The 19,764-nt window shown below is 66.2% G+C and carries 21 protein-coding genes; 6 read left to right on the top strand and 15 right to left on the bottom strand.

From position 1 onward, the window contains the following. The first annotated feature begins 181 nt into the window (after positions 1-181). Together ACU0AG_RS07650 and ACU0AG_RS07645 are read left to right on the top strand one after the other, a co-directional pair. Complete coding sequence (locus ACU0AG_RS07650) at positions 182-436, top strand: hypothetical protein (protein ID WP_482781674.1); 255 nt, start codon at positions 182-184, stop codon at positions 434-436. A 72-nt stretch (positions 437-508) separates the two neighbouring features. Beyond that, positions 509-1,159 carry a DUF6969 family protein gene (locus ACU0AG_RS07645; RefSeq protein ID WP_482781673.1) on the top strand — a complete coding sequence of 217 codons (651 nt, stop codon included), beginning with the start codon at positions 509-511 and terminating at the stop codon, positions 1,157-1,159. A gap of 18 nt (positions 1,160-1,177) precedes the next feature. On the opposite strand, the gene ACU0AG_RS07640 is transcribed toward ACU0AG_RS07645, so the two are convergent. After that, complete coding sequence (locus tag ACU0AG_RS07640) at positions 1,178-1,822, bottom strand: NrsF family protein (protein WP_482781672.1); 645 nt, start codon at positions 1,820-1,822, stop codon at positions 1,178-1,180. Positions 1,823-1,825: 3 nt separating this feature from the next. After that, positions 1,826-2,350: a sigma-70 family RNA polymerase sigma factor gene (locus tag ACU0AG_RS07635; RefSeq protein WP_482781671.1), complete on the bottom strand. Its 525-nt coding sequence runs from the start codon at positions 2,348-2,350 to the stop codon at positions 1,826-1,828. Between the two features lie 227 nt (positions 2,351-2,577). Between ACU0AG_RS07635 and ACU0AG_RS07630 the strand changes: the two genes are divergently transcribed. Both ACU0AG_RS07630 and ACU0AG_RS07625 read left to right on the top strand, forming a co-directional pair. Beyond that, complete coding sequence (locus ACU0AG_RS07630; RefSeq protein ID WP_482781670.1) at positions 2,578-3,348, top strand: prepilin peptidase; 771 nt, start codon at positions 2,578-2,580, stop codon at positions 3,346-3,348. Between the two features lie 70 nt (positions 3,349-3,418). Further along, entirely contained in the window at positions 3,419-4,105 is a 687-nt protein-coding gene (locus ACU0AG_RS07625) for a cell wall hydrolase (RefSeq protein ID WP_482781669.1), read from the top strand. A 6-nt stretch (positions 4,106-4,111) separates the two neighbouring features. Here the strand turns inward: ACU0AG_RS07625 and ACU0AG_RS07620 are convergent, their stop codons facing one another. Genes ACU0AG_RS07620 through ACU0AG_RS07570 form a run of 11 tightly spaced genes read right to left on the bottom strand, consistent with a single transcriptional unit; the run spans position 4,112 to position 14,058 of the window. Further along, positions 4,112-4,915: a hypothetical protein gene (locus tag ACU0AG_RS07620; RefSeq protein ID WP_482781668.1), complete on the bottom strand. Its 804-nt coding sequence runs from the start codon at positions 4,913-4,915 to the stop codon at positions 4,112-4,114. 59 nt (positions 4,916-4,974) lie between these two features. Beyond that, positions 4,975-7,071, bottom strand: coding sequence for a type II secretion system secretin GspD (gene gspD, locus ACU0AG_RS07615; RefSeq protein WP_482781667.1), 2,097 nt, complete (start codon positions 7,069-7,071; stop codon positions 4,975-4,977). Next, the gene (locus ACU0AG_RS07610) at positions 7,068-7,616 is read right to left on the bottom strand and encodes a hypothetical protein (RefSeq protein WP_482781666.1); all 549 of its coding nucleotides are present in this window, start codon (positions 7,614-7,616) and stop codon (positions 7,068-7,070) included. The genes gspD and ACU0AG_RS07610 overlap by 4 nt, the downstream gene beginning before the upstream one ends. Further along, positions 7,585-8,139, bottom strand: coding sequence for a type II secretion system protein GspM (gene gspM, locus ACU0AG_RS07605; protein WP_482781665.1), 555 nt, complete (start codon positions 8,137-8,139; stop codon positions 7,585-7,587). The genes ACU0AG_RS07610 and gspM overlap by 32 nt, the downstream gene beginning before the upstream one ends. Beyond that, positions 8,136-9,194: a hypothetical protein gene (locus ACU0AG_RS07600; RefSeq protein WP_482781664.1), complete on the bottom strand. Its 1,059-nt coding sequence runs from the start codon at positions 9,192-9,194 to the stop codon at positions 8,136-8,138. The genes gspM and ACU0AG_RS07600 overlap by 4 nt, the downstream gene beginning before the upstream one ends. Further along, positions 9,191-9,871, bottom strand: a complete 681-nt coding sequence (locus tag ACU0AG_RS07595) for a prepilin-type N-terminal cleavage/methylation domain-containing protein (RefSeq protein WP_482781663.1) — start codon at positions 9,869-9,871, stop codon at positions 9,191-9,193. The genes ACU0AG_RS07600 and ACU0AG_RS07595 overlap by 4 nt, the downstream gene beginning before the upstream one ends. Beyond that, on the bottom strand, positions 9,868-10,272 hold the full coding sequence (locus tag ACU0AG_RS07590) for a prepilin-type N-terminal cleavage/methylation domain-containing protein (protein WP_482781662.1): 405 nt from the start codon (positions 10,270-10,272) through the stop codon (positions 9,868-9,870). The genes ACU0AG_RS07595 and ACU0AG_RS07590 overlap by 4 nt, the downstream gene beginning before the upstream one ends. Then, positions 10,269-10,709 carry a GspH/FimT family pseudopilin gene (locus ACU0AG_RS07585; protein WP_482781661.1) on the bottom strand — a complete coding sequence of 147 codons (441 nt, stop codon included), beginning with the start codon at positions 10,707-10,709 and terminating at the stop codon, positions 10,269-10,271. The genes ACU0AG_RS07590 and ACU0AG_RS07585 overlap by 4 nt, the downstream gene beginning before the upstream one ends. Continuing rightward, positions 10,693-11,133 (bottom strand): type II secretion system major pseudopilin GspG, encoded by a 441-nt coding sequence (gspG, locus tag ACU0AG_RS07580; protein WP_482781660.1) that lies wholly within the window; start codon positions 11,131-11,133, stop codon positions 10,693-10,695. Before gspG ends, ACU0AG_RS07585 begins: the two co-directional genes overlap by 17 nt. Next, entirely contained in the window at positions 11,130-12,353 is a 1,224-nt protein-coding gene (locus ACU0AG_RS07575; protein WP_482781659.1) for a type II secretion system F family protein, read from the bottom strand. Before ACU0AG_RS07575 ends, gspG begins: the two co-directional genes overlap by 4 nt. Beyond that, complete coding sequence (locus tag ACU0AG_RS07570) at positions 12,346-14,058, bottom strand: GspE/PulE family protein (RefSeq protein ID WP_482781658.1); 1,713 nt, start codon at positions 14,056-14,058, stop codon at positions 12,346-12,348. The genes ACU0AG_RS07575 and ACU0AG_RS07570 overlap by 8 nt, the downstream gene beginning before the upstream one ends. A gap of 601 nt (positions 14,059-14,659) precedes the next feature. Between ACU0AG_RS07570 and ACU0AG_RS07565 the strand changes: the two genes are divergently transcribed. Both ACU0AG_RS07565 and ACU0AG_RS07560 read left to right on the top strand, forming a co-directional pair. After that, positions 14,660-16,141 carry a vanadium-dependent haloperoxidase gene (locus tag ACU0AG_RS07565; RefSeq protein ID WP_482781657.1) on the top strand — a complete coding sequence of 494 codons (1,482 nt, stop codon included), beginning with the start codon at positions 14,660-14,662 and terminating at the stop codon, positions 16,139-16,141. Between the two features lie 102 nt (positions 16,142-16,243). After that, a complete protein-coding gene (locus ACU0AG_RS07560) occupies positions 16,244-16,738 on the top strand; it encodes a hypothetical protein (protein ID WP_482781656.1) in 495 nt (164 codons plus the stop codon). Between the two features lie 6 nt (positions 16,739-16,744). Here the strand turns inward: ACU0AG_RS07560 and ACU0AG_RS07555 are convergent, their stop codons facing one another. Both ACU0AG_RS07555 and ACU0AG_RS07550 read right to left on the bottom strand, forming a co-directional pair. Continuing rightward, positions 16,745-18,412, bottom strand: coding sequence for a sulfatase (locus ACU0AG_RS07555; RefSeq protein ID WP_482781655.1), 1,668 nt, complete (start codon positions 18,410-18,412; stop codon positions 16,745-16,747). Beyond that, positions 18,409-19,302, bottom strand: a complete 894-nt coding sequence (locus ACU0AG_RS07550) for a haloalkane dehalogenase (RefSeq protein WP_482781654.1) — start codon at positions 19,300-19,302, stop codon at positions 18,409-18,411. The genes ACU0AG_RS07555 and ACU0AG_RS07550 overlap by 4 nt, the downstream gene beginning before the upstream one ends. Positions 19,303-19,764 lie beyond the last annotated feature (462 nt).

Here is a 19,764-nt window from a genome sequence, read left to right as displayed (position 1 = left end):
GGGTTTCCGCCACCTGCAAACCGCCCCCCTCCAATGCAATATTGACGCGGGCGGGCAGAGGGATCACACCCCTGCCCTTACGGAATTCGTGCAGGATTATTCCTGCCGGAACCGGGTCCGCAGGGGGTGCGGCGGATCGGGGCAGTTATCGGCGCACCGGATTTCAGAAGGGGAAATGTGAATGAAAAAGACCAAGCTCACCAGCATGCTCGCTGTCATGGGCGGCCTGACGCTGGCCACCGGCGCCTGTTCGGGCGCGTGCAGCGCTGCAACCTGCGCTCCCGCTGCCGAAGCCGCTGCCGATGAAGCCGCCGCCACCGATTGCGCTGCTGCCGCTTGCGAAGCCAAGCCTTGCGCCGCCGCAGCCGACGCTGCCGCAACCGGCTGCGAAGCCAAGCCCTGCGCGGCTGCCGGCTGCGCTGCTGCTGCCGAATAAGCGTTTCCGGTCTGGCGGGCCGGCCTGTGCCGCCCGCCGGATCACCCTTTCCCGACAATCGCACACTGAACCATGGACCAGCACACAGCGGCGCTGACCGTGATCGAAACGATCACCACCATGGCCCGTGAAGGCGTGCCACCGATGCTGCGCGTGCTGCCGCAGGGCGAGGTGCGGTTCTGGCAGCACTATCCCGATAACGACGCGCGTGATGTGCGCACCCGTTCCCGCTGGTATTACCATGTCCACGCGCCGGGAGACCGCGATCCGGCCGAGCACGGCCACTTCCACCTGTTCCTGCACCGCACGCAGCTGGACAATCCGGCCGGCTTCACAGTCGCCCCTGAAGCGGGCGAGAATGCGCCCGCCCATGTCACCCATATCGCGGGGCTGGGGATCGACCATTCGGGCATTCCGGTCAGCTGGTTCGTGACCAACCGCTGGGTGACCGACGAGTTTCTCTATCCGGCCGAAACCATGATCGCGCATCTCGATCGCTACGATGTCGACGAGACGGCCGAAGACCCGCTGGTGAACCGCTTCCTGACCGCGATGGTGGCGCTCTATCGTCCGCAATTGTCAGACTTGCTGCGCGAACGTGACCGGGCCATGGCAATGCTGGTCGCCGCCGGTGGCCCCGCCGCCTACGAGGCCGGCAACGATGTCCTTGCGAGCATCCCGATCGATCTGGACGCCATGATCGAAAGCCTCGGCTTCGAATAACCGCGCTTTGGTGCGGCCTTACCAGCGCACCAGCGCAGGCACCGTCAACCGTCCGAACAGCCCCATCGCCAGCACCACCCCGCTGTGCCACACCCCGACATGCACAATGTCGCTATCGGGACAGTGGAGCGAAAAGGCGAAAGCGCCAAAGGCTCCGGCGGCAATGCCTGCAACCACCCCCGCACGGTCGGGCGCAGTCGGCGCGCCCTTGCGCAACCACGCGACCAGCACCGCAAACACCAGCAACGACGATGCGCCGCCGATGGCAAAACAGGATGCGCCATGGCGGATGCTTTCAGCTTCCAGCAGCCCGCCGCCGCTGCCGAGCCCGGCGATCAGGCCCGCCGCCGGAAGCAGCGCCGCCATGGCCGCAGCCCAGGTCCAGCCATTGTGATCGGTGCCCACGCAAGGCCGGCTCATCACCACCACCGTAACGCTCGCTGCCAGTGCAAGACCGAAATACAGCCCGATGGCGATCAGATGCACCGGATCGACCACCCCGCCGCGCAGATCGGGCCGCAAGCCGAACAGACCCACAACCAGCAGCACCGAAACCGCCGCACTCGCCAGCGTCATCGCCATGCCATGCGAGAAGCGCAGCGGCTTTACCGGTTCAAGCGTGCCGACCAGTTCGGCAATCAGGGCGTCGCTATCGCGCACCATCGTTCAGGCTTTCTCGATCATGTGGGCCAGCTTTTTGAGGCCACGGTGGATATTGACCTTGACCAGAGCCTCGCTCTGGCCGGTAGCAGCAGAGGCTTCGGCAATGCTCAGCCCCTCGATCTTGACCAGCGCGATGGCACTGGCCTGGGCTTCGGGCAGGATGCCGAACAGCCGTTCCAGCGTGATGCGCGCCGCTATCGCCGGTTCGTCATCGTGGCCTGCGACTTCGGGGGCCAGTTCACATTCGGCGGCGCGGTAGAGGCGGCGCAGGTGATCGACCCAGCGATAGCGCGCGATGGCTGCCAGCCATGGCAGAAACGGGCGGGCCGGGTCCCACGAAGCGCGCTTGGTGTGCAGCGCGATCAGGGTTTCCTGAACAAGATCATCGAGTTGTGCGGGCACAATCCGCCGCGCATAATAGCCGCGCAGCCAGCGCTGGCAGGCATCGAGCAGGGTGGCATAGGCCTGCCGGTCGCCCTGCTGCGACATCACCATCAAGCGGGCGAGCGTGGCTTCATCGGCTTTCATGGGCTTAAAACTCTACCCTGCGGCCGGGCAAAGGCAAGCCAAGCGGCAGGCAAGGGCGCGCAAGAGCGCTCAAGGACAGGGCAAGATGGCGACAGACCGGCATGCCTTGCGGTTCGTCAACAACCGCGCGGAGGTTACACGCGGACACGCAAAAGATGACAAACCCGCCCGCCAGCGGCTACCACGCTGGCCCATGCCGACCTCCCCTGCCCCGACTTCGGGCCGTCATGCCTGACTGGCCTGTCCAACTGCTGGCAGTGTTTGCCGCATTGGCCGGAGCGGCGGTGGGCAGCTTTATCGGCGCGGCACTGGTGCGTTTGCCCGAAGACCGCCCGGTGCTGACCGGGCGCTCGGCCTGCGATTCCTGCGGCGTGAGGATCGGCGCGGGCGATCTGGTTCCGCTGCTGTCATGGCTGGTTCTGCGCGGGCGATGCCGCCGTTGCGGCGCGGCGATCGGATGGTGGGCGCCCGGATGCGAGCTGGCGGGCGCCGCTATCGCGGTTGCCGCGGTCTTGCTGGTACCCGCCGGCCTCGCCCTCCCCGCAATGCTGCTCGGCTGGCAATTGCTGCTGCTTGCGCTGATCGATGCGCGCCACCTGTGGCTGCCGCGTCCACTGGTCGGTCTGCTGGCGGCGAGCGGCATGGGGCTGCTGGCGTGGCGCAGCTGGCAGGAAGCGAGCCTGCTGCCGCTATGGACGGGGCTGGCGGGCGGCGTGATCGGCTTTGTCTTGCTGTGGGGCGTGGCACGCGGTTACCGGATGCTGCGCGGGCGTGACGGGATGGGCGATGGCGATCCGCCGCTGCTGGGTGCCATCGGCCTGTGGATCGGCCCGATGGGCGTGATCGGCGCGGTGATCGGCGCGAGCCTGCTGGGACTGGTCGCGGCATTGGCGATGCTGCTGGCCCGCAGGCCCGTGGCAGGCGACACCACCCTGCCGCTTGGCACACTGCTGGCGGCAGCGGCATGGGTCATCTTCCTCGTCGCGGGATGGGGCTGACACCGCGAGGCGATTGACGGCGTTGCCGCGCTGGTTCAGGCTGCCGCCATTGCCGGAGTCCCGCCGCCCGATGCCTGTCGCCATGCCCCGCCTGTTGCTCGCTGCCGCTGCTGCGGGGGCCGCAGGCCTGCCCGGCCCGCTGGCAGCGCAAGAGGCGCAGTGGCACAGGCCCGCGCCGTTTTTTCCCCCCTCGCTTGGCGCTGAAAGCCCGGTCGCCTCTGCCGAGTGTCTGGCGCTGGCGATTGCCTATGAAGCGGGGTTAGAGCCGGTTACCGGGCAGGAAGCGGTGGCGCAGGTGATCCTCAACCGCGTCGCCCACCCCGCCTATCCTGACACGGCCTGCGGCGTCGTGTGGCAAGGATCGAGCCGCCGGACCGGTTGCCAGTTCACCTTCACCTGCGACGGATCGCTGCGCCGCCCCCGCACGGCTGCCACCATGGCGGGGGCAATGGCTGTGGCCGTGCGGGTGCTGGCCGGAAAGACGCCCGATCACGTGCGCGGGGCGACGCATTACCACGCCACTTACGTTTCCCCATACTGGGCGCCGAGCCTCGCCCGTGTGCGGCAAATCGCCACCCATGTGTTCTACCGGATGCCGGGAGCAGACCTGCGCAGCAACAGCGGCGCGCCGGTGACCGTGGCGCTGAGCGCCGCCAGCCCGCAGGCTCCTGCCCCCGCTCCGACAGCCACAGACCCCGCGATCCGCAACGGCGAATATGCCCCGTGGGGCCTCAGCGTCGGGCCGGTCGGGCGCTGAAAAGACCTATTCCCGCGCCCGCACCACATAGGGCTTGGCCGGATTGCCGGTCAGTTCGATCACCACGCTGCGCCTTGCCGCCGATCCCGCCGCATTGCTGGCGCGGGCCGTGATCCTGAGCGGGCGACCACTGACACCATCGTCCACCCGCCCGCTTTCGTCTTCGCCTATCCCGCCCTGTGCGACGGCAATGCCGGCAAACCCGTCTTCGAACAGGCGATCAGCCATCACCCGGCGCACCAGCGGGGCGGCATTGGCCTGCGCAAAGCGTCCGCTGGCAGGCGCAAACACGGTGACATAGGGATCCATCCGCTGCGCCAGTTCCGGGCCGATGGCAGGGATCGCCGCCAGTTCGCCGTTGCTGCGCAGCGCGCCGTTGCGCGGGCGGATGCCAAGTTCGGCATAATCATCCGCCTCATTGCCCCTCAGGCGCGGTTCGTCATCCCCGTCGCGCCAGTCGAGAAAGGCATCGCGCGCCTCCTCCAGCTCGGCGCCTTGCAGCCCGAATTCGGCCAGCAGCGCCTCGACCTGCTGGTCGTTGAGATTGTTGATCGGCACCTTGGCCAGTTCTTCCTCGATCCGGATGGTGATGGTCGCCCCGGCGAACTCCACCTCGCGCACCCGCCCGTCGGGCCGCCAGCGTCTTGCGGCGCTCCCCTGCGCGAGGCCCTGCACCGCCAGCGCGATTCCGGCATCGGCAGCCGCATTCAGCCGCGCGCGGTCAAGCTCGGCGCGGGCAGAGCGGGTCGATCCGCGGGTCGCTTCAATGATGGTCAGCGCCAGCAGCGCAAGCACCGCGAGGCTCGCCACCGCGACCACCAGGGCAAAGCCGTTCCTGCGCTCGCCCTCACGCTGGCGCGAGGCTTGCGTCAGGGAATGTCTCCGGTGGTCGAAAACGGTTCGAGCGAGCGGATCTTGCTCCGCAGTTCCTCGGTGATGGCGCGGGCATCGTCGATGGTGCGGATCACGCGGGGTTTCAGCAGGATCACCAGTTCGATCTTGTCGGTCGCCTCGACCTGACGGCCGAACAGCCCGCCGATGATCGGGATTTGCGAAAGGAACGGGATGCCCGCCTTGTCGCGGGTTTGCACGTTGCGGATCAACCCGCCCAGCGCCAGCACCTCGCCATCCTGCACCGCCACCGTGGTGCTGACCTTGCGGGTGGAGATCACCGGACTGTCGATCCCCGATCCCGATGCACGGGCCGACAGCACATCGCTGACCTCCTGCGAGATATCGAGCAGCACCAGTCCGCTGCCGTTCACCCGCGGCGTGATCTTCAGGATCACCCCGGTATCGCGGTATTCGATCGCGTTGATCACCGGCGCATTGGGATCGATCGTCGCGGTCGAATTCTGGGTCAGCACCGGCACCTGATTGCCGACCTGAAGGCTGGCGGTGCCGTTGTTGACCGTCATCAGCTTGGGCGCGGAGACGACATTGACCTTGGTCTTGCCCTCCAGCGCATTGAGGACACCGGTCAGGCTGCCCGAATTGCCGAACAGGAAGGAAAAGCCCGGCACATCGCGCACCAGCCCGGTGCCGGTGGTCGAATCCGTCAGCACCGCGTTTTCATTGCCTTCGATGAAGTTCCACTGCAGGCCGTAACGCAGATCGTCGGTCAGGCTGACTTCGGTGATCGCCGCTTCGATCATCACCTGCATCGGCGGCACATCCAGCTTGCGCAGCGCGTCTTCGATCACCGCATATTCACGCGGGGTGCCGAACACGAGAATGGCGTTGTTGGTATCGTCGCTGGTGATCTGCACGCCATTGCCGCCAAAGCTGCCCGAGCGTTCTGAACGGCTGCCGAAGGCGGCATCGCTGCCCTGCGACCCGCCGGAAGCGACAGGCGCGCTGTCCTGTGCGCCGTAACCGTAACCGTCGCTGTAGGAAGGCTGCTGCGTGGCAGGCGCGGCGCGCCCGCCCGTCTGCACCGCACCATCGGGCGCTCCGGCATCGGCAAAGGCAGCCTGCTGCTGCTCGACCGCGCCTTCGCTGCCGCTGCTGCGCCCGAATGCGCGGTTGAGCGTGCGCGCCAGATCCCGCGAGCGGCTGTTCTGCACCTTGTAGACGAACAGGCGCGGCTCGTTGTTTTGCCCCTGCCGGTCGAGGATTTCGATCCAGCGGTTCACATCGTCGAGATATTGCCGCTGACGGCTGATCGCGAGGATGCCGTTCAGCTTCTCCATCGCGATGATGCGCACCAGATTGCGGGTGGGGCTGTCGGGCGCGTTGATCAGCCGCTCCAGCTCCGGCACGATCACACGGGCATCGGTGCGCTTGGGCACGATCAGCGCGAAGTTCATGTTGCGCAGCCAGTTCACATCGAACTGCTGGAGCAGATCGCGTGCGCTCGCCCGCTGGCCCGATGTGCCGCGCAGCAGCAGGATGTTGCGGGTGGGATCGGATACCGAGACGACATTGGGCAGGATCGGCGCGATCAGGGCGCGCATCTGGTCGGCGCTGACGAACTGCAATTGCAGCAATTCGGTGCCGAAACCGGGGGTGCCGGGCTGGGCAATCCCGCCGCTGATGCCTTGCGCAATCGGCTCGATCCGCGCCCGCCCGCCGTCGAGCACCAGTGCAAACCCGCCAATGGCAAGGCTGTCTTCGAGGAACGGGATCACCGAAGCGCGCGAAATGGGCCGGGCGGTGACGACGGTCACCGGGCCGGAGACGCCCGGTTCGATGGTGTAGTTCATGCCGAGCAGATCGCCGAGCACCGCCTCTGCCACCACGCGCACATCGGCTTCGGGGAAATTCAGCGCAATGTCTCCGCCGCGCACCAGCACCGGCGCGGGCTGGGCCACCACCGGCGGGCGCTGTTCGCCCTCGATAATGGTCGCATCGACTGTCTGCGCGGCGCGCTCCGGATCGTCGGGCACGGTCTGGGCGAAGGCAGGCGGGCTTGCGGCGAGCGCGGCGGCAAGGCCAAGGCGGCGCAGGGTGTTCGGGCTGGTCATTGTTCGTCTGCCTGATTGGGCCGATAGGCGCGCGGATCATAGGCGGGCGCGCTGTAGCCGGGATAGGAATAGGGGTCGCTCGGCGCACCAAGGCCAAGCGTCACGGTCTCGCTGCCGCGGGCAAAGCGCACCTCGTCGCTGCCGATCGCGATCAGGCGCCAGCCCTGCCAGGATTGGCCGGGGCGCAGGGTCACGCTGCTGCCATCGGGGGTCTGGAGCACCAGCCGCGCCGCACCGCGCACCCGCACGATGCCCGCAGGCGTTGCGCCATCAAGCGGCCCTTGCGCGGCGCTTGCAGCAGCACCGGAGCCCATGCGCACCGGCTGGAAGATCGAACGGCGCGCCAGCACCGGGTCGGCCGAGACAGCCGCAATCGCCACCGGCCCGCCGCGCAGCCCCGCAGGCGGCACATCGGGAGCCGCAGGCCGATCTTGCGGCAGCACGAATTGCGCCACCAGCATCAAGGCCAGCAGCACGGCCAGCAGGGCCGCCAGCACCGTGCCTTCGGCACGCTCAGGCCGGGGAATGCGAAGCGGCAACATCAAACCTGACATCCAGATTGCGGGAAGACGGGGTGGAGACATCCCCGCCAAGCGCGGCAGGAGCGGAAACCGAAAGCGACCGCACCACCAGCAGCGGCTCGGCATTCTGCAGGCGTTCGAGCAGACGCGCCAGCTGGCCCGGGCCGATCCGCGCCTCGACGCGCAATTCGATGCGCCCCTCCCCCGCTTCGATATCCTGCAAGGCGCGCACCTCGCCGCCGGCCTCCCCGACGAGCGCGGCTACGCGATCCTTGAGCTGTTCAGCGGCGGCCGCAGGCGTCGAAGCGATCACATGGAAGCGTGCCATGTCCGCCTTCTGCGCCTCGGCCTGCCGCCGCAGCCGGGCGACATTGTCGATCAGGCGCTGGTTGCTGGCCTGCACCAGAGCCAGACGTTCACGCTCTGCTGCGCGGGCTTCGAACCCGGCGAGGATGGGCGAGAGGATAGCCAGCCAGCCGAGCGCGATCACTGCAACCATCACGAGAATGGCGATCAGCCGCCGTTCGCGGTCGGACAGGCTGTTCATCGGCCCTCCTCCTCTGCGTTTGCGCCCGAAAGGGTTGCGCTGACATCGAAGGGCTGCCCGCCCCCGCCCTCGGCGGTCGGGTCTGACACACTGGTCTGAAGCGAGGCAAAGCGCCCCGTGCGGCGCAGCGCCGACTGGATATCGCTGCCCGGCGCCTTGTATCCGGTCAGCCGCAGGGTTTCGGGCGTCCAGACGAACCGCTGCACCCATGCCCCTTCGGGCAGGGCCACGGTGGTGAGCGCCAGCAGGCTCAGGGGATCATTGCTGTCGCGCTCGGCCACCATTGCCTTGCGCAGATCGGCCTCGCGGGCGATGCGGGCGGCGATTGCGCGGGCTGCGGTGCCGGTCGCCGCCTGCTCGGCGACTTCGTCTGCAAAAGCATTGGTCGCGGCAATGTCCCTCCCGATCATCACGCCGACATTGGCGAGGAACAAGGCCGCCACCAGCCCCCACCAGAACGGCCTGCTATCGCGGCGCGGCGTGATCTGTCCGCTGGCCACCAGCGCCGGCAGCAGGTCGATCGTCACCCCGTCCCCCTCGGGGCTCTGCCAGATCAGGGCGAGCGGTTCGATCCCCGCCCCCCGTGCCGCCTCGAACAGCGCGGCGGCGCGGGCAACCGGCATTGCGGCAAGCATGGTCGGCACCTTGGCCTGACCACTCTCGCCTGCTTCGGGCAGAGGACGGGCGGCGGCAATCGCGCTACCGGGTGGGAACGGCAGCAGGCGATCAAGCTCCAGCGCCACCATCCGCGCCAGATCACGCTCCCCCAGACGCGGCAGCATGGTGCGCCGCGTCATCACCGCGCCCTGGGGCAGGATCACGGGCATCAGCCGCCGCCGCACCCCTTCGGCCACCGGGTCGAGCGCCGCCCCGTCGTGCCACAGCGTGCCATCACCATCGAACTCGGCGCGCGGGCCGGAAAGGCCCTTGCCGCGCCCCTGCCAGCGTGCGGGTACCATCCCCGCCAGCTCGCCGGTCCACCAGTCCCAGCCTTCGCGCAGGGCAGCGCCAAGACTGGTCATGTCCATGTCGAGGATCGTGCCGGTGCGGATCATGCCGCGCTCCCCGCACATTCGCCGGTCTGCGGATCGACCGTGCAGGCAGCATTCACCGTCGGCGCGGGGCGCACGACCAGATCGGGCCATTGCCGCCGGTCGCCTTCGAAAAAGGTCACCCGGATGCGCACCAGTTGCGGCGGCGCGCCGCGTTCGATCCAGCTGTCGCGCCAGGCGCGGGTGCCGTCGCCAGGCAGGCTGCCGAAATAGGCGATCTCCAGCCGCTCGACATTGGTCAGCAGCACTTGCGGTGTCCACCCCGCCTGACCGGGCGCATAGGGATCGACTCCGGCGGTGGTATCCGCCAGCGCGAACAACACCAGTTCGCCCTCCTCGCTGCGCAGCAGGCGATAGCGCGTCAGGCTGGCCGGACGTTCTGCAGGCGACGCAGGGGCAAAGAAGCTGAACCGCGTCGCCTCGCCGCGGATATCGGCGATCGGGCGGGTGAATTCGAACCGGATGCTTGGCGTCAGACCCTCGATCCGGTCGCGCAGCACGGTCTGGGTGGTGATGATCGAGGCATTGCCCACGCCTCGCGCCCGCGCCTGTGCAGCGGTCTGGAAACCGAGCTGCGCCCCGGCCAGCACCATCGCCGCAAGCACCGCAACGATGGCAAGGCTGACCAGCAGCTCGACCAGCGTGAAACCGGCTTCAGACCTGCGCCGTGCCGCGATCATGATCCGGCCACCCGCAGCGTCGTCAACTCGACCAGCGGCTGGCCCGACGGGCCTTTGCCCGCTGTCACAGTGATCCGGTCAAGCGCCGGGCTGGACAGCGCCCCGCGATAGGGTTCGACCCGCAATTGCCAGCCGATCCCGCCACTTTCCCCTTCGCGGGTGGCGAAGCGTTCGGGCACGGCGACCTCCGCCACCGCCAGCTGCGATTGCGCCACCAGCAGCGCGGCGCGGCGTTCCTCGTTGATGCGCGCGGCACGGGCATTGTTCTGCACCACATTCAGCGTCACGCCCAGCATCGCGGCGACGATGGCCGAGGCAACCAGCGCTTCGGGCAGGGTGAAGCCCCTGTCCCCGGTCCGGTCCCTGCCCCGCCTGCGATGTTGCCCCCCCGGCTTTCTCACTGACCGGATTCCGCGATATGGCCGGTGCTGCCGAACACGGTGATGCGTCGCTCGCGTGCCGCGCCGCCGCCACGGGAGACAATGCGGTAGAGTGCAGGCTGCGCCGTCCCGTCAGGGTAAAAGGTCACGGGCGCATCCTGCCCCGCGGTGACCGCGACCGAAGCCGGCAGCGCGACAGGCGCGCCCTCGCCGATCACCACCGCGCGGTCAGCCAGAGCGAAGGTTACCGGCTCGCCAGTGCGGATCGCCTCGGCGCGGGCGGTGCGCAGCCCTTCGACCACCTGCCCTGCCCCGCGGCGGAATTCCATGCCGGTCATCGCATTCTGGGCGCGCGGAAAGGCGATCCCGGCGATCAGCCCGGCAATCGCGAGCACCACCAGCATCTCGATCAGCGTGAAACCGCCAGAGCAGGACGCGCCCCTACCAGTTGCCGACATCTTTCGCCTCGCCCGTTCCGCCCGCGGCATTATCCGAACCGTAGGAGAACACATCGATTTCGCCATGGTCGCCCGGCGTCTTGAAGCGATAGGGGTTGCCCCATGGGTCGATCAGCCCGCTCGCCTGCCCCATGTACGGCCCGTTCCAGATCGCCACGCCCGAAGGCTGCACCATCAGCGCGTTCAGCCCTTCCTCGGGCGTCGGATAGCGTCCGGCATCAAGCCGGAACAGCTCCAGCCCGGCGGCGATGTTCTTCACCTGCACGCTGGCGGTCTGGGTTTTGGAGCTGCTGAGATACTTCACCACCTGCGGACCGACGATGGCCGCCAGCAGGCCGAGGATCGCCAGCACCACCAGCAATTCGAGCAAGGTGAAGCCTGCCGATTTGCGTTTACCCGTCAGAGATTTGCGTCGCATCATCATGCCAGTGCCAGATCGTTGAACCCAAGGATTGCCGCCATGATGGCAGCGATGATCGTTGCAACCACAGCGCCGAGGATGATCGTGATCGCGGGAGTAAGCAAGCCGACCAGCCGCTGCAATTGAATTGTCAGATCGCGGTCCAGCACATCGGCGAGCCGGATCAGCATCGGCCCCAGTTCCGACGTTTCCTCGCCGGTGCGGAAGAAGCCGATGGCTTTCTTGGGGAAGATCCCGGCGGCGGCGAGCGGCGCGGTCAGCCCTGCGCCTTCCTTCATTCCGCCTGCCACCTCGCGCACGGCAGCGGCCATGTGGGTGTTGGCGATGGAGCGGCCCGCCAGCAGCGTCGCCGCAGGCAGTGCCACCCCGCCTTCAACCAGCACGCCCAGCGTGCGGGCGAACCGCGCCGTTTCGATCGAACGCACCAGCGATCCGATCTGCGGCAGGCCAAGCACCCAGCGATCCCGCGCGGCGCGAGCCTGCGGCTGGCGCAGCACCTGCCGCACCGCCAGAAAGCCGCCTGCCATCACCAGCAGCATCCACCACCATCCGCCGCGCAGCAAGCGGCTCGCCTCCATGATCATCACCGATGCGGCGGGAAGCCGGTCTTCGGCCCCTGCAAACAGGCTTTCGAACTGCGGCACCACGAACAGCAGCATCATCGCGATCACCGCGATCGAGAGCACCACCAGAATGACCGGATAGATCAGCGCGGTGATGATCATGCCGCGCAGATCGTCATCGCGTTGCAGCGCCTGCGCCAGCCGCTCAAGCGCCGCGCCAAGCCTGCCGTCAGCCTCGCCCGCTTCGGCCATGGCCGCGGCAATCGGCGGGAACAGTCCGGCGCGCTCGGCCATGGTGCGCGACAGCGGCGCGCCTTCCTTGACCGCCTGCTGCATTCTCGCCAGCTCGGCCCTGAGCGGGGCGTCCTCCACCGAATCCAGCATCAGCGCCATCGCCCGTTCAAGCGCGATCCCGGCGTTGAGCAGCACCGCCAATTCGCCCACAGATCGCGTGATCGCCGCCCGGGTCTTGCCTGTGCGGCGCACCGTTGCCGTGCTCGCCGGAGCGGCGGCGTCGGCAGCCACATCGATCGGCAGGATGGCCGATTGCCGCAGCCGCCGCACCGCCTCGTCGCGATTGGCAGCATCGATCTGCCCCGCCACGCGCTTGCCCTGACTATCAGTGCCGCGATAGCGGAACGCCTGCATCGCCTCAGCCATCCTGCGTCACCCGCAGCACTTCATCCACCGTGGTCAGCCCGGCCGCAGCCTTGGCAAGACCATCCTGCATCATCGTGTAAAGCTGTCCCGGCCCCGCCTTTCGCGCAATCTCGCGCGCGTCGGCCCGGTCGAGGATAAGCTGGGCAATGCCCTCGTCGATATCGAGGAATTCGACCAGCGCGATCCGGCCCTTGAACCCGCTGTGGCCGCACTGCGCGCAGCCCTCGCCGCGCCAGAAACTTGCATCCTCGCCGCAACCCAGCGCGGCGCGCTGCCCCGGCCCGGGCGCGTGGGGCACGCGGCATTGCGGGCACAACCGCCGCACCAGCCGCTGCGCGACCACGGCATTGAGCGTCGAGGCGAGCAGGAACGGCTCAACCTGCATATCCAGCAGCCGCGTGATCGCCCCCGGCGCGGTGTTGGTGTGCAGCGTGGAGAGCAGTCCGTGCCCGGTCAGCGCCGCCTGAATCGCGATCTGCGCGGTTTCCAGATCGCGGATCTCGCCCACCATCATCACATCGGGATCCTGCCGCAGAAAGCTGCGCAATGCGGCCGCGAAATCGAGCCCGATGGCAGGGTTCACCTGCGTCTGCACGATGCCCGGCAGACGGTATTCGATCGGATCCTCGACTGTCAGGATCTTGCGCGTGTCCGCATTGATGCTGGCGAGCGCCGCGTAAAGCGTCGTCGTCTTGCCGCTGCCGGTCGGTCCGGTGACGAGCATGATGCCATGCGGGCGCGCAAGGGCTTCGTGCATCCGCTGCGCGAGTTCGGGCGTGAAGCCGAGCGCCGCGAAATCGAGCGCCATGCCCGATTTGTCGAGGATACGCAGAACAACCGTCTGCCCGTGGATCGACGGCGCAATGGCCACGCGCAAGTCGATCTCGTGCCCGCGCACGGCCACCCGCAAGCGCCCGTCCTGCGGCAGGCGGCGTTCGGCGATGTTGAGTTCGGCCATCACCTTGATGCGGCTGACAATCGCTGCGCGCATCTGCGGTGGCAGCGCGGGTTGATCGACCAGCACGCCATCGATGCGGTAACGCACCGCCAGCCGGTCATCGGTGGGTTCGAGATGGATGTCGGAAGCGCGGGCATCGACCGCATCGGCGATCAGGCGGTTGACCGCACGGATCACCGGCGCATCGCTGACGAGATCGCGCAAGCGTTCCAGATCGTCCTCGTCGGCGTCGGTGCCCGCCACCGCTTCGGCGCGGCCCGCCCCATAGAGCCTGTCAATCGCCGCCTCGATCTCGCCGCGGGCGGCAATTCGCGGTGCCACACCCAGCCCGGTCAGCTGGCCCAGCGCCTCGGCAGCGAAGGGGCGCAGCGGATCGGCAGTGGCAACCACCAGCACGCCCGCCTCCTGCCGCAGCGGCAAGACGAGATGCTGGCGCAGAAAGGCCACCGAAACCTGGCTTGCGGATATCGCAGGGGTATCGACAGGCCACTCGTTTGCCGCCACCAGCGGCAGGCCGGTCATCTCCACCAGCAAAGCGACCAGCGCCTGTTCGCTGACAATGCCGAGACGGGTGAGGATAGTGGGCAGATCCTCGTCGCTTTCCGCCTCGATGCTGCGGGCGCGCGCCAGCGCATCGGGGGAAATCAGCCCGCGATCCAGCAGTCCCTGTGCCAGCCGCGACACCGGATCGAGGCTATCGGCGATAACCCCTTGCTCCGCTGTTGCCGCCGTCATCGCGGTATCCACAAACCCCTCCCCCAACGTGCGCCGGATGACGCGAAACCCATCCTCTCCCAACCTCAGCCGCATTGCAACAGGCGCTGCACCTGCGAAAAGCTGCAGCAGTTTTTTTCGATCACTGTGATCGAGAAAAACGTTTGCAGCACCGCCGTTATGACAGGCCCGCGATGTATCCTGCTGCACGTGTTCGGAATTTCTCGCGCGTTAGTTACATATGAAAATATGCGGTCAGTTTTTTTGGCGCATTCTTACAAATGTGCGGCATTTTAGGCCAAGAATCCAACGACATTGTCCATTGACGAAGATGAACAAAAGGTTCATCCGCACTTCCGGGGACCGCAAAAGAGCTCTCGCCGATAATAGCACTATAGATGCAGGCCAGAGCAGATTTGTGAGGGGTGATCAGGGGGAAATCATTTGCACGCAGGCGTCCAAAGCCCGGTCTAGATCGAATTCTGCACAGATTTTGCAGATCGACTCCGACTGAATTCATGTTTTGATTGGAAATTTGTGGCGATTAGTCGCCCCGCTCCGCTCGCCTATTTGCATTTTGCTTTTGACTGATCGCTGCTCGGAAACTCTTTTTTTCCAACAGGAGTTGCGTTCAATGAACAAGTCCATTGCACTTCTTGCATCCGTGGCAGCGCTCGGCGCCATTGCCTCGGCTGTCCCGGCCACCGCCAACGCCGACAATTCGTCGCCTGTGGCCGAGCGCAGCCAGCGTTCCGCCAAGGCCGCCCTGCTCAAGTGGCACGAGGAAATGCTCGAAACCCACAAGCGCGCCTCGACCCCCGGCCAGGCACCGGCCCAGAACGGCGGCCCGCTGCGCACCACCCGTGGCTTTGCCATGACCCAGATCGCCGTGTTCGATGCCATCAACGCCTTTGACGGCAAGTATACCTCGTACAATTCGATTGCCCCCGCCCAGCGCGGCGCATCGGTCGAAGTCGCCATCGCCTACGCCGCGCACGACGTGCTGGCAGCCGTGTGGAGCGGCCAGAGCGCCCGTCTCGCCCAGGTTCTGGCTGACGATCTCGCCGCCATCAACGCCAGCCCCTCGGCACTCGCCAAGGGCCGCACCGTTGGCAAGGCTGCCGCGGCCGCGATCATCGCTGCCCGCGTGAACGATGGCTCGCAGATCGGCGAAGTGAACTTCGGCGGCGGCGGCCAGACTGCAACCGGCACGACCGACGCCAACGGCGATCCGGTCAATGGCGGCATCATCGGCGCTCTCAAGTGGCGCCCCGATCCGGAAACCGCCGCCAACCAGATCGCGCTCGGTGCCAACTGGGGTGCGGTGAAGCCCTTCGCCCTGCAGAATGGCGCACAGTTCCGTGCTCCGCCCTTCCCGGCTCCGGGCACCGCAGCCTACCGGCGGGAATACAACGATGTGAAGGCTGTCGGCGCTTCGCTCGACACCGCCGGCAGCACCGGAACCGCCCGCACCCAGTTTATCGGCAATTACTGGGGTTATGAAGGCACCCCGCTTCTTGGTGTTCCGCCCCGCCTTTACGCCCAGATCGCTGTCGTGCTGGCCGATCGCGGCAAGGTGAGTAACCCGATTGAACTGGCCCGTTTCCTCGCGCTGGCGCATATCGGCATGGCCGATGCCGGTATCGCGGTGTGGGACAGCAAGTATCACTACAACATCGGTCGCCCCGTCACCGTAATCCGCGAGGAAGACGGCGATCCGCTGACCACGGCTGACCCGGCCTGGAAGCCCTTTGGCATCTCGCGTGCGAACCTCACCACCTACGTCCATCAGACTCCGCCGTTCCCGGCCTATACCTCGGGCCATGCAGCGTTCGGTTCAGCAGTGTTCGAGGCAGCGCGCGGCTTCATGCCCGATCGCACCTCGTTCACCTTCGTCTCGCAGGAGTATGACGGCGTATCGACCGACCCAGTCGATGGTTCCGTGCGTCCGCTGGTGCCGGTGCGTTATCGCAGCCTGAGCGAGGCCGAGATCGAGAACGGTCGCAGCCGCGTCTTCAACGGCGTCCATTGGCAGGCAGACAGCACGGTCGGGAGCCGGCAGGCAGTGCAGACTGTGCAGTACGCTCGTGCCACGCTGTTCCAGAAGCGCCGCTGATCGCTGCAGGGGACGGGGACACACCGCCCCTGCCAATCAACATCAGAAGGCTGTCCGGCGTATGCCGGGCAGCCTTTTGGCTTCCCTGTCAGGACAAGACCGATGAAACCCTCCCTTGCGTTCCGCCTCGCCCTTGCCGGACTGGCGCTCGCAACCACAGTTGCCTGTTCCGAAACCGCTGCCGAAACGCAGCCTGCCCCCGCCGAAGCGACCAGCGAAGTCGACAAGGCCGTCGCCGAAATGTTCGCCGAAGGGCGCAAGACAGGCGAGCAACGACCGGATTTCTCGAAAGAAACCGTGCTGAAGCTCAATCCGATCGTCGCCCGCTCGATGCAGGCGCTCGACCGGTTTGATGAATTGAACCCGCAGCTCGCCGCCGCGCGCGAGGCGAAGGATGCGCCACGCATCGCCGCGATCGAGGCCGAAATGGGCAGGCTCAAGGCCGATGCCGAAGCGGCGCACGCTGACTTCGCGACCGAAAAGGCCGCGCTGCTGGCGCGCAAGGAATACTACAACGAAGTCGTACTCGCCGCGATGGAGCAATTCGTCACCGAAGCGCCGCAGGAGATTGCCGAAACACTCTCCCCGCAACGATAGGCGCGGTCAGTTCGGCCAATAGACAAATTCGGTAGCCGGCCGGAACTGGCTGGCAAAGGTCTTGTCGATCATCACCGGCATATCGAAAGTGCTGGGATAGAGCGGCGCCCTTCGCGAACGATGATGGCGTTCGATCAAGGCCTCCAGCCGGGCACGCTCCGCCGGGTGGCTGGCGGCAAGATTGCGCTGCTCGGTCGGATCTTCGGCGAGATTGAACAACCAGACCTTGCCCTGCTTTGCGTTGATCTGGAGTTTCCAGTCGCCTGCACGAACGGCCCTGTAATATCCGCTGCTCCAGAACAGCGGCACGTCGCCGTCAAGAGCGCCTGCGCCCTGCGTCATGGCAGGCAGCAGATTGCGCCCGTCGATCGCGACACCCTGCGGCAGCACCGCTCCGCCTGCTGCTGCAAGGGTCGGCATGATATCCACCTGTCCGGCGGGAACCGGTACCTTGAGCCCCGCCGCAATCCGGTCGGGCCAGCGCACCAGCAACGGAACTCTGATGCCGCCTTCGAAAAATGTCCCCTTGCCCCCGCGATAGGGGGCGTTCAGGCCCTCGATCCCGATATTTGCGGGCGCGCCATTGTCGCTCGAAATCACCACCAGTGTGTTGTCCGCAAGCCCTTCGGCAGCGAGCTTGTCCATGATCCGCCCCACGCTGCGATCAAGCGCACGCACCATTGCTGCGTAAACGCGCAAACTGTGCGGGCCGATATCGCCCACCGCCTCATAATCGGCGCGGGTCGCCTGCAACGGCGAATGCACGCCCCAATGCGACAGATAGAGGAAAAACGGCCGGTTGCGGTTGGCCTCGATCACCTTCAGGCTCTCGTCAGTCCAGTAATCGGCAAGGTATCCGCCCGGAGCGAACAACTCGCCATCATTATAGCTCGTCGCATAGTGGGCCGAGGCCCAGAGAAACCGGTCGATCGGATCGAAATCCACCCGCGCATTGACCACATCGGGGTGGTCTTCGGGCAGATGCAGCATCCCTTCGAGGTTGAGGCTTTCGTCAAAACCCTGCCGGATGGGGTGGAACCGTCCGCTTGATCCCAGGTGCCACTTGCCGATGTGCACCGTGTGATATCCGCTCGCCTTGAGCACTTCGGCGATGGTCACTTCCTCGGGCGGCAGGCCCTGTTCGGCAAATGGCGGCGAGGCGGCGTCGGCTTCGGCATTGTAGCCAACCGGCGGCAAATCGGGCCGGATATCGCTCGACACCATCGATACCACACGCGGGAATCCCGGCGGCGTCGGTGTGAACTCGAAGCCCGTGCGGGTCGCATAACGGCCGGTCATCAATTGCGCGCGCGAGGGCGAACATGTGGCATTGCCGGCATAGGCCTGCGTGAAGATCGCACCTTCGGCGGCAAGCCGGTCAATGTTCGGGGTTTTCACCCGTCCTCCGGCGACCCCGCCGCCATAGGTCGACAGATCATTGATGCCGAGATCGTCGAACAGGATGAAGACGATATTGGGCGGACGTTGCGCCGGCAAAACCGGAGCTTTCGCCGGCCCTGCCTGCCACGGCACCGGACGATTGGCCGCGACCGGCACCGCGCTGCGCCAATGCACGAATGCCAGCGCCAGCGGTGTGCGAAAGGCGTAGCCCGCAAGGCCCAGCACACCGATGCCTGCCAGCATCGCCAGCAGTGCCTTGTGCCAGCGCTTCACCGCGCTACCGCCAGAATGGCTTCGACAAAGCCCTGCGGGTCATCTTCCTGAATGAAGTGACCACCTTTTAGCGTGCGGTGGGGCTGCCCCGCGGTGCCGGGCACGCGGCCGATGAAGCGCGTCTCGCCCGTGCGCGTGATCGGATCGCCATCGCTGAAGGCACACAGGAACGGCTTGTTCCATTGCTCGAAAACCTGCCATGCCGCCTTCTGGTCGGGCACGGCGGGGTTTCCGGCGAAGGGCACGAGAGCGGGAAACATCCGCGCCCCAGCCTTGTACCGCGCATCGGGAAACGGCGCGTCATAGGCTGCAATCTCGTCGGCAGAGAGCCCGCGTTTTGTGCCCTTGGCGATGATCCGGCCGATGGGGAACACCGGGCTGTACTTCGAAAAAGCGCGCCAGATCGCGAAAGCTGGCGGAGCGGGGCCGCCTTCGGGCAGGCCGCCATTCGACAGCACTACGCCGGCAAACCGGTCGGGCATCTCGGCTACCAGCCGCAGGCCGACCAGCGAGCCCCAGTCCTGACAGGCAAGCGTGATCCGCGAAAGATCGAGCGCTTCGACCCATTGCCGCATCCATGCGACATGCGAGGCATAGGAATAATCAGACTTCGCGGCCGGCTTGTCAGACTTGCCGAAACCCACAAGATCGGGCGCTACAACGCGAAAGCCGGCGGCAACCACCGGGCCGATCATGTGGCGATAAAGATAGCACCAGGTCGGCTCGCCGTGCATCATCAGCACCACAGGCGCATCCTGCGGGCCTTCGTCAATATAGTGGATGCGCAACTGCGTCCCGCTCGCCGGATCGCGGACTTCGCAATAACTGGGCGGAAAAGGAAAATCCCGCAGTCCTGCAAAAGCGGAATCAGGGGTTCGCAGCACCTGCATGGCCATTTCCTCTCCCGAACATCGCTTGGCGCAGCGACATCATTAGGGGCAATGACCAGACTTGGAAACCTGACGAGAGCGCTACGGGGCGAAAGTGGCGGAGAGGGTGGGATTCGAAAACGCCCTCTATCATGTTGTTTTGTATAATTAACGTGTCAAATTTTGACAAACTTTGCCCCCTATTCCGCCCCCAATGTTCTTGGTTTTATTGGGAAGAGTCCTGGCGAGAATAGAAGTCCGACGGAGCAGACCGCTTTCAACCGCTTCAGGATTGCCGGAGGCCGTTCAGCTTAAGTTATGCTGCCATGAGGATCGCCGCGATCAAGGAGGTAGTGCCTTTTTACCACGCAACTCCATATGCATTGGGGTGCGAGGTTGATATCGGGCGCCAGCAAATCTGCAGAAGGGGCCGACATGCCATTTCTAACAATGCAGCGCTGACTAGGCCGTATTGACAAAAGG

This window comes from Erythrobacter sp. RANMB8, from assembly GCF_056848235.1.
Note: the sequence above shows the minus strand (reverse complement) of the source record. Positions and strands in the feature narration are given on the sequence as shown.